Source organism: Parasedimentitalea nitratireducens (assembly GCF_057444295.1).
Window position 1 is genome coordinate 101,802 of sequence record NZ_JBYAXC010000004.1, and the last position, 14,197, is coordinate 115,998.

The window sequence follows — 14,197 nt, forward strand, 5'->3', positions numbered from 1 at the left end:
CTTCAAATCGGCCGCTTTGTGTGGCCCGTGGCCATAGGACGGGCAAATCGATGAACGTGTTTTTGCATATTGGGGCACACCGCTGCGCCACCACTAGTTTTCAGGAATATCTACAGCTGAATTCTGACACATTGCGGATGCGCGGAATTGAGGCTTGGGGGCCAGATCGGACCCGAAATGGTCTGTTCAACGGGATCTTACCGGGGCCAGCTGCTGCCACGGGTCGTGATCCACAGCGCCGAGGCGAGGGCCGTGTACAGATGCATTTGGCCCAAGCTGCGGAGCAGGGGTTGGATCATCTGTTGATCAGCGATGAAAATATGATGGGCACCGTGCGCGAGAACCTGCGACTGGGTGAACTGTACTGTGGCGTTGGCGAACGGATGGCGCGCTTTGCTCAGGCTTTTGACGGGCAGGTTACGGATGTTGTCGTCAACTTGCGCAGCCTCGAGAGCTATTGGGCGTCGGCGCTGGCTTACGGTGTGTCACGTGGCCACCGGGTGCCAAGTGCCGCGATGCTCGATCGGTTGGTGACCAGTCCACGCAGTTGGCGCGATGTTTTGACCGATGTGGCCTGCGCAGTACCTGGCGCCCAGATCTGGGCGATGACGTTTGAAACATTCGGCGGCCGCCCCGAGGCGCAGCTGACTGCAATGGTCGGAGAAGAGATGCCAAGCAGCAATGCGCGCATCCGGCTGAATACGACGCCTCAACTGCCAGAGCTGCGCAACCAATTGCAAAGCTCAGTGGCCAGTCAACTGCCACAGGGCGAGGGGCGCTGGCAGCCCTTTGACGAGGTGCAGATTGCGGCGCTTCGCGAAGCCTATGCCGATGATTTGATGTGGCTCGCCGCCGGTGGCGACGGGTTGGTGCAGTTGAAACAAGATCCAGACAAAGCAGGGCAGGGCACGAACCCAGCTCGCACAGACCTGACAAGAGGAAGACCCCATGACGACCAAGACAGACGAATGGCGGGCGCTGGCTGAGAAAGAACTGCGCGGCCGCGCCGTTGAAGACCTGAACTGGCAAACCCTCGAAGGGATCGAGGTCAAGCCGCTCTATACTGAAGACGACACCGCAGAGCTGCCTCACATGGGCTCTGTCCCCGGGGTAGGCCCCTTCACCCGTGGGGTGAAAGCGACAATGTACGCAGGCCGCCCCTGGACCATCCGGCAATATGCCGGTTTCTCTACCGCCGAAGAGAGCAACGCCTTTTACCGCCGTAATCTGGCCGCGGGTCAGCAGGGTGTTTCTGTGGCGTTCGACCTTGCCACTCATCGCGGATACGACAGCGACCACCCCCGCGTGGTTGGTGATGTGGGCAAGGCTGGCGTGGCCATCGACAGCGTCGAGGATATGAAAATCCTGTTCGACGGCATCCCGCTCGACAAGGTCTCGGTTTCGATGACCATGAACGGTGCTGTTGTGCCAATTTTGGCCAGTTTCATCGTCGCCGGTGAAGAGCAGGGCCACGATAAGTCACTGTTGGCTGGCACCATTCAGAACGACGTTCTGAAAGAGTTCATGGTCCGCAACACCTATATCTACCCGCCGGAACCCTCGATGCGGATTGTGTCGGACATTATTGAATTTACCAGCAACGAGATGCCCAAGTTCAACTCGATCTCTATTTCCGGCTACCACATGCAAGAGGCCGGGGCGAACCTGGTGCAGGAGCTTGCCTATACGCTGGCCGATGGCCGCGAATATGTCCGCGCCGCGATCGAGGCCGGCATGGACGTCGATAAGTTCGCTGGCCGTCTGTCCTTCTTCTTTGCCATCGGCATGAACTTCTTTATGGAGGCTGCCAAACTGCGCGCCGCCCGCCTGTTGTGGCACCGCATCATGACGGAATTCGGCGCTAAATCCGAACGCTCCAAAATGCTGCGCACCCACTGCCAGACCTCGGGTGTTTCGCTGCAGGAACAGGACCCCTACAACAACGTTGTCCGGACCGCGTACGAGGCGATGGCGGCCGCCCTGGGTGGCACCCAGTCCCTGCACACCAACGCATTGGACGAGGCGATTGCCCTGCCAACTGATTTTTCGGCCCGCATCGCCCGCAACACCCAGCTGATCCTGCAAGAGGAAACCGGCATCACCAATGTGGTCGATCCTCTGGCCGGATCCTATTACGTCGAAAGTCTGACTGCCGAGCTGGCCGACAAAGCCTGGGCCTTGATCGAAGAGGTCGAGGAAATGGGCGGCATGACCAAGGCTGTGGCCTCAGGTATGCCAAAACTGCGTATCGAAGAAAGTGCCGCCAAGCGTCAGGCGATGGTCGACCGTGGCGACGAGGTGGTTGTGGGCGTCAACAAGTACAAACTGGACGAGCAAGACCCGATCGACATTCTGGATGTCGACAACGTGGCCGTACGCGAAAGCCAAGTTGCACGTCTGGAGCAAATCCGCGCGACGCGGGATGAGGATGCCTGTCAGGCCACATTGGATGCCCTGACAACCTGCGCCAAGGAAGGTGGCAACCTGTTGGCTGCCGCTGTTGAGGCCGCCCGCGCGCGGGCCACAGTTGGAGAGATCAGCATGGCGATGGAGAAAGAGTTTGGCCGTCACCGGGCTGAGGTGAAAACCCTGGCGGGTGTCTATGGTTCCGCATATGAAGGCGACGAAGGCTTTGCCGCCATTCAGCAGAGCATCAATGAGTTTGCCGAAGAAGAAGGCCGCCGCCCGCGTCTTCTGGTGGTAAAGATGGGCCAGGACGGTCACGACCGTGGCGCCAAAGTGATTGCCACTGCCTTTGCCGATATCGGCTTTGATGTCGATGTTGGTCCGCTGTTCCAAACCCCGGCCGAGGCGGCTCAGGATGCGGTGGACAACGATGTGCATGTGATTGGCATCTCGTCACAAGCGGCCGGGCATAAAACGCTGGCACCGCAGCTGGTGGCCGAGCTGAAAGAGCAGGGCGCCGAGGATATCATCGTGATCTGCGGTGGGGTGATCCCACAGCAGGATTATGATTTCCTCTATGACAATGGGGTAAAGGCGATCTTTGGCCCCGGTACCAACATCCCCGAAGCGGCGCAGAACATTCTGCAACTCATCCGCGACGCGCACGCCTAACGTTTGCAACAAACACAACGTCTGCCCTCCCACGATGTATGGGGAGGGCAGGTGTGGTGACCTTAAGGTCTTGGCGGATAGATGCCTTGGATTGCGACGCACCAGTTCATGGCGAGACGGGGGCCCTCAACATTAAAGGGTATCCCGCCCGCGTTATTGGCAATGACCCCCGGATCCATTTGACGGGTTGGCGGGCCGTCAGCATAAATGTTGAGTTCACTTCCATCGGCGTGGTATGGGGCGGCTAAATAATCAGCGCCTGGACCGTGTTTTGTTGCCGCTGCATTGGTTCCATTTACCAAGTGACTGTGCGCACCAACCTCCGCCGCCGTTTGGAGGTGATTTGCCTCTCCATATCTCTTGCCGATAGGATGGGTCCCTAGGCCAGGGCCGGTACCCATAGCGACCGGTGCCCTGCCGCGCAGGTCAGGCAAGGCAAATGTAGTGCGCCCATCCCCGCCATAGATTGAACCATAAAGAGAGAACAGGGCTTGGTAATCGCGGACAGCCATGAGGCGCCCATCCGCCGGGAACCAGCCCCCAGGGCAGAAATTGAAGCCAAATAGGCTCACCTGGCCAATGTAGGGGTCTGCTGACGCTTTTGTGGTGCCAAGGGTCAACGGCAAAGCCAATGCAAGTGCCGAGAATATGCCCGTTATAGATTTTAATTTCAAAGAAGCCTCCATAGGAAAGGGTAGTGGTATTCGCGGGTTAATGACCAAAGAAAATGGGCTGAGCCAATTGGTAGCAGAAATTCATGTTTTGTCAGAATACTTTTTAAGTTGTTATTCAAACTCATGGGAGTAATTATCTTGGGTTGATTTATAGTATTTAATATCCTCTTTTGGGCGTGCTGGGTCAGATGGTGTCACCTTTTTTCTATGTGGTTTGCAAATGGAACAATTAGCAAAGAGCCGTTGTTGAATTACTCCTAAAAATAATGAAAGTGGTTTTGACTTGTGGGCAAGAAACCTGGTTTTAGAGTGTGCTCTAGAAAAGGAATGTTTAACTGGATACTGGTTTTGACTTGCACGATGCGGCCCACCGGGGCACCTGTATTGCCATCATAAAGCGGAGGGTGTGTCTTGGGAAAACGCAATAAAATCGCGCTGGGAATGGTCGGCGGGGCCCTTTGGGGGGTACTGCTGGTTGGCGGACCGCAGTGGTTGGGGGTTAAATACATTCCAACTCCAATGGCCTTGCCCTTTGCCTTTGTTGCGCCGGGGCTGTTCCTGGCTGCGGTAATTGGGTTTCTGGCACAGCGGCGTTTCTTTGATGATGGCATCATCGACGGCGAAGCTTTTGCCCCCGGTTCCTCAAATGAGATCGCGCAACGGGTTTTGTCCAACACAGTTGAACAGCTGGTTCTTGCTTTGGCCATTTGGCCCCTTGCAGCCGTGTCACTAGGTGGCGCTGTGGCAATATCACTGGGGCTGGGTTTTGCCGCCATGCGTGTGCTGTTCTGGATTGGTTACTTGGTCTCGCCACCGTTGCGAGCATTGGGGTTTGCCGGAACGTTTTATCCGACACTGGTGGCTGCAGTCTGGTCCATTTGGGTTTGGGCATAACTGGTGATCTAACTGAGTTTAGGACGGGACATGTTTGTCAGCGGGCCTGTTAACGAGTTACATGTATTCAATAGCCCATGGCTGTCTGATCAAACTGGCAGCCCTGTGTCGGCGAAATGTCGTGGTGCTGTCGTGGCCGTTTTACTGGCCCAGTGGCAGTGAGTGTTTATGAACTGCAGGACGGTATTCAGTGATCATTAGAAAACTCCGCTTGGACAAAGGCTATTCGCAGGAACAACTGGCCAGCATGGCTGGTGTGAGCACGCGAACATTGCAACGCATCGAACGTGGCGCAAACGCCAGCCCCGAAACACTGAAATGTCTTGCTGCGGTTCTGGAAGTCGACTTCATGAGCTTGAGCAAGGAACACACCATGTCCGTAGAAGATACCCAAACAGTGCCGGAACTGGCTGCTGAGGAACGTGAGGCCATGGAATACGTGCGTGATATCAAGGCTTTTTACATGCACGCCATTCAATACGGCATTGTTATGACTGGGTTAACCATTTTGAATCTTGCCACAAGTCCCGACAACTTCTGGGTAGTCTGGCCTGCACTTGGCTGGGGGATTGGCCTTGCATCTCATGGGCTCAACGTCTTTGAGATCGTCAACTTCTTTGGCGGCGATTGGGAGAAACGCCAGATCGAACGCCGTCTGAAGCGCAAGTGACGACCGGGCGACACATCTACATCAACACCTATGGCCCAAGGCATTTAGCTCAGCACCAGCTCCATTTTGGGCAATACCCGCCCTTTGATTGATCCAGACGGGACCTCTCCAACAACTGCAAGCCCCATCGCGGTGTAGAATGGAACCGCAGCGGGTTCCGACGCCAGTGTGAGCGATTTTAGTCCAAGGCTGTGGGCCTGTGTCACAATCTCTTGCCACATAAGGCGACCAATGCCCTGGCGTTTTAAAGCCGGGTCAATAAAGAAAGAGGTCACTTCAGCAGTGCCCGTGTCTGGCTCAACGTCCAGTCCAATGAGGCCACACACCTGACCGCTCTCAGCCACCCAATAGTGTTTATGTTCAATGTCTTCTGGCTGGATCTTGAGCTCGTCTCGGCAGGCTTCCATGAAGGCATCATCATATCCGGCCGATTGTTTGGAGCGCATTGAGATGTCGGTTAGAATTTCAGCTTCGTCGGGCCTTGCTTTGCGAATTTGAATAGTCACCTAAAATTTCCCGTTTTCATTCTTCCACTCACTGCGTGGGGCGATCTTTTCGGTGGTGTCCCAATGCTCTACCAGCTTTCCGTTATCGATACGGAACAGATCATAAAAGGCACAATGATCCGTGCCCCGATATCCCTCGCTCACCGACAGGACAAAATTCCCCTGTGCTAGCACCCAGTACAGGGTCTGGTAATCAATGCGCTGATCGCTGCCCTGATTTCCTCCTAAACGGATCCGCAGAGCAGTTAGGCCATCCTCGGAATCTGGATTGTGCTCAATGAAATCCTCGGCAATGAAGTCAGGTAACTGATCCAGTTTTTCGCCCACCAACACTGTGCGTATAAAATCACGCACCAATGCCCGGTTGTCTTCGGTACGGTCCAGATCGGTAACCTCGGTGGCGCCATCCACCATGCTGCGCCCCGAGGGGTTTGGGGTTTGGCGTTCCTGGATGTTGTCCCAGTGCTCCACTGCTTGACCATCCTCAAACCGAAACACCTCGAAACAGATCTTGCGGCTGGAAAAATCGTATTCCATCTGGGCAAAGACAAAATCGCCATCTTCAAACCCGCGCACCATGTTCACCTTGGGGCCGGTTTTTGACAGGCGTGCAAAGAGTTGCGCCAGACCTTCGCTACCCTCATGGGTTTGGGGGTTGTGCTGGATATAGCGATCCTCGTTGACCACTGCGACTGCAGCCGCGTCGCCGGTCTCGATGCTTTTCAGCAAAGCGTTGATTTGTTCAACTTTTCTCATACAGGTGATGCCTCCTTAGTTTTTAATGTCAGGCAGGCAACTGAACTTGTTATTTCAGCAAATCACCAACAATTCCAACCGCATCGACGACTGTACTCAGATCATCAGAGACTTCAAGAATATCATCTCCGACACGAATGTAGCGGTTACCTTGCCCTGGTGGTTTGAGCTTCCACTTCGATAGATCTCCAATGTTTTCAAAGTTTAGATCGCCTGGGAGTTTTGCCCCGCGTGTATAGCGCCTGATCTGTCCTGGGGGTACGGCTTTGGGTCCATTCCCCGGCTTAACGATTTTTGCGTTGTTGGGCTTGTTGCCTCTGTCTTTGGCATAGGAATCAATTGGGAAACTTAGCGCCAGGGCCACTGCTGCGCCGATTGGAATGAAGCTCTTCATGTTGCACCTGTTCAAACGTTTACGGAACCAATGGCTTCATTAAAACTGTGAAAGGGTTCGAAGGCAAGAAATAGCGGAAAAGCGGGCGGGTCTGGGCATCGTTAGTCCAGAGCGATCACAACAGCCACCGCCTCACCATGCACAGGTCTGGCTCCATGGCCTTTGCCAGTGGTGTCTTCCATCAACAACCTGTCTCCCGGTCTGAAAATGCGGGTCTCGCCAGTGCTGGTCCAGCCTTCTACGGCTCCTTCCAGAACGATGAACAACTGCCGACGAGGCGACGGATGTGCGGCGTCTTCCCAATCTGCGGGAAAGCGAAACCAGAAGACCTGATTGGCTGCTGTTGGCGCCGAGACATCCAAAGCCGGAGCGGGTGGGGCGTATTGCACCGAGGCCATATCAATCTCGACATCCTCAAAATGACTCTCACCGGCGCTGTCGGCAAACAGCCGGGCGCATTTAACTGGGCTTGGCATGGAACTCCGATCACGGTTGGGATGTGTTCGACCAACCATCAAACCGGCAGGTCGATGTGTCAAGCGCCGCTTTCTCGGGCAATTGCAAGGGGTTTCATAGCTTTGACTGTGTTTGTTCTTGTACGCCAAGGACGCGGGGATAAGGTGGCCCCAAACAGAGGAGCGCGTGATGGAACTGGATCATCTGGCAGTGGCTGGCGAAAGCCTTGAGGCGGCGACGGCCCATGTAGAACAGGCCCTGGGGGTGCCGATGCAGGGTGGTGGACAACACGCGATGTTTGGCACCCACAACTATCTTCTGGGGTTGGCAGACGGTTTGTACCTAGAGGCCATTGCCATTGATCCTGACGCAGAACCGCAACGCAGCCCGCGCTGGTTTGATTTGGATCGCTTTTCTGGCTTGCCGCGGATCAGCAACTGGATTTGTCGTTGTGATGATATGGTCGGCGAGTTGACGGGCTTGCCAGATGGGGCAGGTCACCCGGTTGCCCTGACCCGTGGAGATTTGCGCTGGGATATGGCGGTGCCAGCCGGTGGTATCTTGCCCTATGACAATGTTTTCCCTGCACTGATCCAGTGGCATTGCCCACACCCAGCCCCAAAACTAACCCAACAGGGGGTACGTTTGGAGCGTTTGACCCTGTCGCATCCCAAGGCGGATGAATTGCAGTCCCTGTTATCCTTGCAGGATGATCGGGTGGCCTATGAAAGTGGCGAGGCTGGGTTCGAGGCTCGTTTCGCCACCCCACATGGGCGGCGGGTTCTAACGTGATCATCCGTCGTGCGCTGGCAACAGACGCCCAAGCTGTGGCGGGCATCCATGGTCACTATGTCCGCAACACGCTGATCACATTCACCACCGTTGAAAAACCGCTCAGCGATTGGGAGGACGTGATCCAAGCTGATCTCCCGGTCTTTGTGGCCGAGCAGGATGGCCTGATTTTGGGCTATGGCTTCTACGGCAGTTTTCGCGGTGGTCCCGGCTATGCGCATACAGCCGAGCATTCGATTTATCTTGCACCCGATGCGCAGGGAATTGGGGCAGGGCGCGCGCTGTTGGCAGCCGTCGAAGAGGCCGCGTGCGCAGGCGGCATTCATGTGCTGGTGGCCGGCATCAGCAACGCCAATCCTGTTGGTTTGAAGTTTCATGCCGCCATGGGCTACAGTGAAACCGGTCGGTTGCTTGAGGTTGGATTTAAGAACGGCCAGTGGTTAGATACGATATTCATGCAGAAATTTCTGTCGCCCAGGTCGCAAGTCGCGCCTGACGGCTCGGACAAAAAGGGTTAACCTCGTCATATGTCACTCTGGTCACGCATATCCGACGCGCTCGCCGCGCTTGCCAAAGGCGAAGGCCTGTCGCAGGTCTTTGAGCACCTGCGGGGCTCACCCGAGAAATCGGTGGGTTTTGCCATCGCGGTGATTGCGTTGGGGGCCAAGATGGCCAAGGCGGATGGGCATGTCACCCGAGACGAGGTCACAGCCTTTCGCGAGGTGTTCCAGATTGCCCAGAATGACGAGGCGGGTGCTGCGCGTGTGTTCAACATGGCCCGCACCGATGTGGCGGGCTTTCGCGAATATGCCCGCCGTATTCAGGCGATGTTTGCCGATGATCCCACCACCCTAAGCGACCTGATGGAAGGGTTGTTCCACATCGCCATGGCGGATGGGTTCTATCACCCCAATGAAAACGAGTTCCTGCGCGAAGTGTCGCAGATTTTTGGACTGGAATTAACGCAGTTCCGGGCTCTTCGCGCGCGTTTTGTGCCGGATGCGCCGCAGGATCCCTTTACCATCTTGGGTGTAAGCCCCGATATGCCGCGCGATGAAATCCGCAAACACTGGCGCCAGCTGGTGCGCGAAACCCACCCGGACGCGATGATCGCGCGTGGTGTTCCCGAAGAAGCGGTACGACTGGCGGAAAAGCGGATGATCGATATCAACCGGGCTTGGGACCAGATCAACGGATGTGCAAAATATGCGGCTGGTCAGCTATAATGTAGAGTGGTTTGCGTCCCTGTTTGACGAGCAGGACCACCTGATCCTGGATCAGGAACCCTCGGGGCGGCATGGCATTGACCGCTATACCCAAGGCCATGCCCTGGTCGAGGTGTTTCAGGCACTGGATGCCGATGCAGTCATGGTGGTCGAGGCCCCCAATTCAGGGCGCACCCAAAGCACAGTTAAGGCGCTTGAACATTTCGCCGAACGGGCTGGCGTGCGGGCGCGGACTGTGTTGATGGGCTTTGCCAATGACACCCAGCAGGAAATCGCGCTGATGTACGATCCGGACGTACTGAGCGTGCGCCATGATCCCTTGCAAACCACCGATGCGCCGCAGTTCGATGACGTGTTCAAGATCGACCTGGATATTGATGCCAAGCTGGACCATGTGAAGTTCTCCAAACCGCCACTAGAGCTGGCCATGACCACCAAGTCCGGGCGTGAACTTCGCCTGATTGGTGCACATCTTAAATCCAAGGCCCCACACGGTGCCCGCAATGACGCTGCGGTGATCCGGCTGTCGATTGCCAATCGGCGCAAGCAGTTGGCGCAGGCGATCTGGTTACGTCGACGGATAGAGCAACACCTTCAGCAGGGCCAGGATCTCATCGTGATGGGTGATCTGAACGATGGGCCGGGCCTGGATGAATACGAACGTCTGTTTGGCCGCTCTTCAGTCGAGATTGTAATGGGGACCGAATTGCTGGATCCAAATGCGCGGCAAGCATTTCAGCCTCGGACAACGGCCATGCCCAGCACGTCGCGGTTTTATAACGCGCAGACCAAACGTTATTTCCGCGCCTTGTTGGACTATGTGATGATATCACCCGGGCTGACAGGCCTGTCGCCAAATTGGCGGATCTGGCACCCGTTTGAAGACGCAGAAATTTACGAAAATATAGAACTGCGCGAGGCACTACTGGCGGCCTCGGACCATTTTCCAGTGTGTCTGGATATTGATTTGTCTTAAATTTCTAGTCCACAGGACCTATATCGATCTCATGAAACAGTTATTGCCCCTCACGTTTGTCACTTTTACCGCCATGCCCGCTATTGCTCAGGACACCGGCGAAGATCCCAGCCTGATGGAACAGGGGTTTGAGCTGTTCTTTGAAGGTCTGCGCGAGGAAATGGCGCCGGCACTGGATGATTTTCAGGCCATGGCCGAGCTGGTTGGGCCAGCCATGCAAGAGTTCCTGGCTGAAATGGGGCCTGCGCTGGCCGATATCGCCAGCCAGGTTGAGGATTGGAGTGTTTACGAGATGCCCGAGATCCTGCCCAACGGTGACATCATCATCCGCCGCAAACCCGCAGATGAAACTGAGGCGCAGCCCGAAGAGAGTGGCACCACCGACCTCTGATCAGTCTCGGAACTCAACGGTGGTTTCCGCCTTGAGCGATCGCGCCAGTGATTTGAACCGCGCCTCGGCGACCTCGCCGTAAAGCGGGGCAACGGATGCAGGCAGGCGTAGGCGCAGGTGCTTTTTGCGCGGTTGCCACTTCAGACTGCCTATGTCGCCATCTTTTGACACCATCAACATGGCCCCAAACCGCATCGCTTTGCCCAGAATCTCAGCTTCTTTTTTGCCGTTTTCGTCCAGCAATTCATACAGGTTTTCAAAGGCGGTGCCTTGGCGCTTGTTGCGGTAACGATGCAACAGCGCCAACCCCAGGAACACCCGCTCTGAATGCTTCAGCCCTCCCAGATTGGCGCGGGTGGCGTTGTCAAAACAGACCTCGGCCCGGTAGTCGGGATGCGCGCGCCAGCTGACATCATGCAGCAGGCAGGCGGCCTTGAGCAGGCGCTTGGTGGCGTCTGGGTTAGATTTGAACAGCGGCAAAACAAAATGATACAGCGTTTTGCCAAAGCCAGGCATGCGGGCATCCTTGGCCTCGGCAAAGCGGCAGGATTCCACCAGCGGATCCCGTTTGCGCAGACGTTGCGGCATTTGCTCATACAACATGCCCTCGCGGATACCATAGCTCGAGATCGCAATGTCTTTGGGTTTGAAGGTTCGTACCAGCCGGGCCAGCACATCAACAGCATAGGGCACCAGTGACATCCGAGCCGTGGACAGGCCGCAGGCGGTGCGGATCTCTTCGATGTCGTTGCTCTCGATGTATTTGATGGTGTCACGCACACTTTGCGCGGTCATCCGATATTCATGCAGCACCTTCAGTGGATAGCCACGCCGCTCCATGTCGACACGGGCAATGGCCCGCCAACTACCACCGACCAGGAACAGTCGGTCCTTTTGTGGGCCCATCTCATCCTTTAGCTGGGCGATGACTTCTTTGATATGCGCTTTGCGGCCCTTACGTCCGCCAGGGATATCCCGCAGTTTCAGCGGCCCGAGAGACGAGGTGACACGTTTGCCAACCCGGCCGTCTTGCAGCTCAGCCAGCTCCATTGAAGAGCCACCAATGTCGCAGATCAACCCATATGAGCCGGGCCATCCCAGCAACACACCCTGCGCCGAAAGGCGCGCCTCTTCACGGCCATCAATCACCCAGATTTTTAGCCCGGTTTCATTCAGAACTTCGGCACAGAAGTCCGGCCCGTCGCTGGCGTCGCGCACAGCAGCTGTGGCCACCACACTCAGCGGAGGTAGCCCCATGCCCTTGGCCAGATGTTGAAACCGCTTCAGTGCTGACAAGGCGCGCAGGCGTCCCTTGGGGTGCAGCTTGCCGGTTTCCGACAGGCCAGCGCCCAGGGCACACATGATTTTTTCGTTGTAGAAATAGGCCGGGCTGCGGGCTGCGCCGTCAAATACCACCATCCGGACCGAGTTTGACCCGACATCCACCACGCCAACCCGCGACAGCGCACGGGCTCCGGGATCTTCAAACAGCGGGCGCTCAAAGGGCCCCCACTCGGCAGCAGCAGGATCCGGTTTCACGTTCATGATCTTCCCCAGGTCGTCTTGGCGGTAGGATGTAAGATCAGCAGGCGCTGGTCAATCATCCTTTGGATCCGTTTCTAGGCTCATTTCATATTGATTTTGTGACAACAGTCGGATCGCCAGCGGCCGCGACAGGGTATGGCCCTCGGCCAACGAGATTTCATCCATCTGTTTAACAATCTGCGCTGCGGCTTCGAAGGAGCGATCCATATGGGCCACCAGATAGGGGATGACATCTGGCTTGGGCATAATTTGTCGATCATTGAACAGTTTTGCCAACACCACGGTGAGCAACGCATCGTCAGGTGCCTCAAGCGCCACATGGGTCGCTGCCTGCACCCGGCTTTGCAGGTCGAGCAGGGACAGGCCCCAGAGGTTTGGGGCTGCTCCACCGGTCAGCATCAGCGCATGACCATTGGCTAACACCATGTTGTGCAGGTGAAACAGGGCGTTCTGTTGATCAGGGCGGCGGGCAATCTCGGGGACGTCTTCGACGGCTATTGAGCCTTGCGCTAGCTCTGGCACCATGTCCTCGGTTAGGTCCTTGGCATTAATAATGCGCGCACCGGACTGGCTGGCCCAAACATGCACCAGGTGGGTTTTGCCCGCGCCGCGCGGGCCGCTTAGCACTAGCTTACCGCTAGGCCAGGTAAAGCTGCTGTCGAGCATCGCCACCGCCATAGCGTTTGAGGGGGCAACAAAGAAATCATCCCGTCCCAGCGCCGGTTTAGCGGGGAGATCAAAGCTTAGCTGTTTGGGCATGTTACTCGGCGTCCTGGTGGTCTTGGCCTTGGTATAGTCGGCTTTCCAGATACTGCTCGGTAAAGAAACGTGCAACCACACCTAGGGCTGCGGCCATGGGAACTGCTACCAACATGCCGACAAACCCGAATAGGGACCCAAAAACAGACAGCGCCAACAGCAGCCAAACCGGGTGCAAACCAACCGAATTGCCCACCAGTTTGGGCGTCAGCACGTTGCCTTCGATCACCTGACCAATGGCAAAGATGACCGCAACCGCGCCAATGGAATACCAATCCCCCCAGAACTGAAACAGCGCCAACCCGATGGCCAGTGCGCCGCCAATCAGCGCGCCCAGATAGGGGATGAATGTGACCAGGCCCGCAATGAAACCAACGGCCAGGCCAAAGTTCAGCCCCACCAGCATCAAGGAGACAGCGTAATAAGTGCCCAGGATCAAACAGACCGTGCCCATGCCGCGAATAAACGAGGCCAGCACCGCGTCGATCTCACCCGCCAACCGGCTGATGGTTTTTGCGTGATCGCGGGGCAGCAGCTCGCCAATACGTGCGGTCATCCGGTCCCAGTCTAACAGCAGGTATATCGACACCACCGGCACAATAACGATCAAGATCACCACGTTGAGAAGCGACACGGCCGAGCCAAGCACGGTTTCCAGCACCCCAACCCAATGGCTCTTGAGCGAGTCGAACAGGGTGGTAATAGTCTGGTGCATCTGGCTTTTCTCGTCAAACAGTGACGGGAACTTCTCAAAAGCAAAGGCGCGGGCATCCCGGAACAACTCAGGCAGCACCTGCACCAGTTCGATCAATTGAAAGATCAGCGTTGGCACCACCACCAACAGCAGCACCAGAAATACCACCACCGACCCCACCGTGATCACCGCCGTGGCTCCCGCGCGGCTTAGCCCCAACCGCTCAAGCCGGTCGGCAATGGGATCAATCAGATAGGCCACCGCGCCGCCCAATACAAAAGGCAGCAACACATCACCCAGCGCCCACAGCACAACTGCAAAGACAAGGGCCGCAATGCCCCAGTAACTCATCTGCTTTTTTGCCGGTAATGCCATGATGCAGCCTC

The 14,197-nt window shown here is 56.4% G+C and carries 17 protein-coding genes; 9 read left to right on the forward strand and 8 right to left on the reverse strand.

All coding sequences use genetic code 11. From position 1 onward, the window contains the following. The first annotated feature begins 50 nt into the window (after positions 1 to 50). Together AC2T28_RS14085 and scpA are read left to right on the forward strand one after the other, a co-directional pair. The gene (locus tag AC2T28_RS14085) at positions 51 to 986 is read left to right on the forward strand and encodes a hypothetical protein (protein ID WP_486748844.1); all 936 of its coding nucleotides are present in this window, start codon (positions 51 to 53) and stop codon (positions 984 to 986) included. Then, positions 949 to 3,078 (forward strand): methylmalonyl-CoA mutase, encoded by a 2,130-nt coding sequence (scpA, locus tag AC2T28_RS14090; protein ID WP_486748843.1) that lies wholly within the window; start codon positions 949 to 951, stop codon positions 3,076 to 3,078. Before AC2T28_RS14085 ends, scpA begins: the two co-directional genes overlap by 38 nt. Positions 3,079 to 3,140: 62 nt before the next feature. On the opposite strand, the gene AC2T28_RS14095 is transcribed toward scpA, so the two are convergent. Then, positions 3,141 to 3,752 (reverse strand): phage tail protein, encoded by a 612-nt coding sequence (locus AC2T28_RS14095; RefSeq protein ID WP_486748842.1) that lies wholly within the window; start codon positions 3,750 to 3,752, stop codon positions 3,141 to 3,143. A 411-nt stretch (positions 3,753 to 4,163) separates the two neighbouring features. Here AC2T28_RS14095 and AC2T28_RS14100 point away from each other — a divergent pair, with 411 nt between their 5' ends. Further along, positions 4,164 to 4,646, forward strand: a complete 483-nt coding sequence (locus AC2T28_RS14100; RefSeq protein WP_486748841.1) for an MAPEG family protein — start codon at positions 4,164 to 4,166, stop codon at positions 4,644 to 4,646. Positions 4,647 to 4,836: 190 nt separating this feature from the next. Next, the gene (locus tag AC2T28_RS14105) at positions 4,837 to 5,316 is read left to right on the forward strand and encodes a 2TM domain-containing protein (RefSeq protein WP_486748840.1); all 480 of its coding nucleotides are present in this window, start codon (positions 4,837 to 4,839) and stop codon (positions 5,314 to 5,316) included. 44 nt (positions 5,317 to 5,360) lie between these two features. Here the strand turns inward: AC2T28_RS14105 and AC2T28_RS14110 are convergent, their stop codons facing one another. The 4 genes from AC2T28_RS14110 to AC2T28_RS14125 form a co-directional block, all read right to left on the reverse strand. Beyond that, on the reverse strand, positions 5,361 to 5,822 hold the full coding sequence (locus AC2T28_RS14110; RefSeq protein ID WP_486748839.1) for a GNAT family N-acetyltransferase: 462 nt from the start codon (positions 5,820 to 5,822) through the stop codon (positions 5,361 to 5,363). Continuing rightward, the gene (locus AC2T28_RS14115) at positions 5,823 to 6,578 is read right to left on the reverse strand and encodes a nuclear transport factor 2 family protein (protein ID WP_486748838.1); all 756 of its coding nucleotides are present in this window, start codon (positions 6,576 to 6,578) and stop codon (positions 5,823 to 5,825) included. Positions 6,579 to 6,627: 49 nt separating this feature from the next. Beyond that, a complete protein-coding gene (locus AC2T28_RS14120) occupies positions 6,628 to 6,972 on the reverse strand; it encodes a hypothetical protein (protein WP_486748837.1) in 345 nt (114 codons plus the stop codon). A 101-nt stretch (positions 6,973 to 7,073) separates the two neighbouring features. After that, complete coding sequence (locus tag AC2T28_RS14125) at positions 7,074 to 7,448, reverse strand: cupin domain-containing protein (RefSeq protein ID WP_486748836.1); 375 nt, start codon at positions 7,446 to 7,448, stop codon at positions 7,074 to 7,076. A 169-nt stretch (positions 7,449 to 7,617) separates the two neighbouring features. Here AC2T28_RS14125 and AC2T28_RS14130 point away from each other — a divergent pair, with 169 nt between their 5' ends. From AC2T28_RS14130 to AC2T28_RS14150, 5 genes are read left to right on the forward strand one after another with little or no spacing between them, the layout of a single operon-like run. Beyond that, positions 7,618 to 8,220: a VOC family protein gene (locus AC2T28_RS14130; protein ID WP_486748835.1), complete on the forward strand. Its 603-nt coding sequence runs from the start codon at positions 7,618 to 7,620 to the stop codon at positions 8,218 to 8,220. Then, the gene (locus AC2T28_RS14135) at positions 8,217 to 8,738 is read left to right on the forward strand and encodes a GNAT family N-acetyltransferase (protein WP_486748834.1); all 522 of its coding nucleotides are present in this window, start codon (positions 8,217 to 8,219) and stop codon (positions 8,736 to 8,738) included. The genes AC2T28_RS14130 and AC2T28_RS14135 overlap by 4 nt, the downstream gene beginning before the upstream one ends. 9 nt (positions 8,739 to 8,747) lie before the next feature. After that, positions 8,748 to 9,446: a TerB family tellurite resistance protein gene (locus tag AC2T28_RS14140; protein WP_486748833.1), complete on the forward strand. Its 699-nt coding sequence runs from the start codon at positions 8,748 to 8,750 to the stop codon at positions 9,444 to 9,446. After that, entirely contained in the window at positions 9,427 to 10,422 is a 996-nt protein-coding gene (locus AC2T28_RS14145) for an endonuclease/exonuclease/phosphatase family protein (RefSeq protein ID WP_486748832.1), read from the forward strand. The genes AC2T28_RS14140 and AC2T28_RS14145 overlap by 20 nt, the downstream gene beginning before the upstream one ends. 31 nt (positions 10,423 to 10,453) lie before the next feature. Continuing rightward, positions 10,454 to 10,813 (forward strand): hypothetical protein, encoded by a 360-nt coding sequence (locus AC2T28_RS14150; RefSeq protein ID WP_486748831.1) that lies wholly within the window; start codon positions 10,454 to 10,456, stop codon positions 10,811 to 10,813. On the opposite strand, the gene AC2T28_RS14155 is transcribed toward AC2T28_RS14150, so the two are convergent. Genes AC2T28_RS14155 through AC2T28_RS14165 form a run of 3 tightly spaced genes read right to left on the reverse strand, consistent with a single transcriptional unit; the run spans position 10,814 to position 14,186 of the window. Beyond that, the gene (locus AC2T28_RS14155) at positions 10,814 to 12,358 is read right to left on the reverse strand and encodes a Ppx/GppA family phosphatase (RefSeq protein WP_486748830.1); all 1,545 of its coding nucleotides are present in this window, start codon (positions 12,356 to 12,358) and stop codon (positions 10,814 to 10,816) included. A 51-nt stretch (positions 12,359 to 12,409) separates the two neighbouring features. Further along, positions 12,410 to 13,117, reverse strand: a complete 708-nt coding sequence (locus tag AC2T28_RS14160; RefSeq protein WP_486748829.1) for a P-loop NTPase family protein — start codon at positions 13,115 to 13,117, stop codon at positions 12,410 to 12,412. A 1-nt stretch (position 13,118) separates the two neighbouring features. Then, positions 13,119 to 14,186, reverse strand: coding sequence for an AI-2E family transporter (locus AC2T28_RS14165; protein WP_486748828.1), 1,068 nt, complete (start codon positions 14,184 to 14,186; stop codon positions 13,119 to 13,121). Between the last annotated feature and the right edge of the window lie 11 nt (positions 14,187 to 14,197).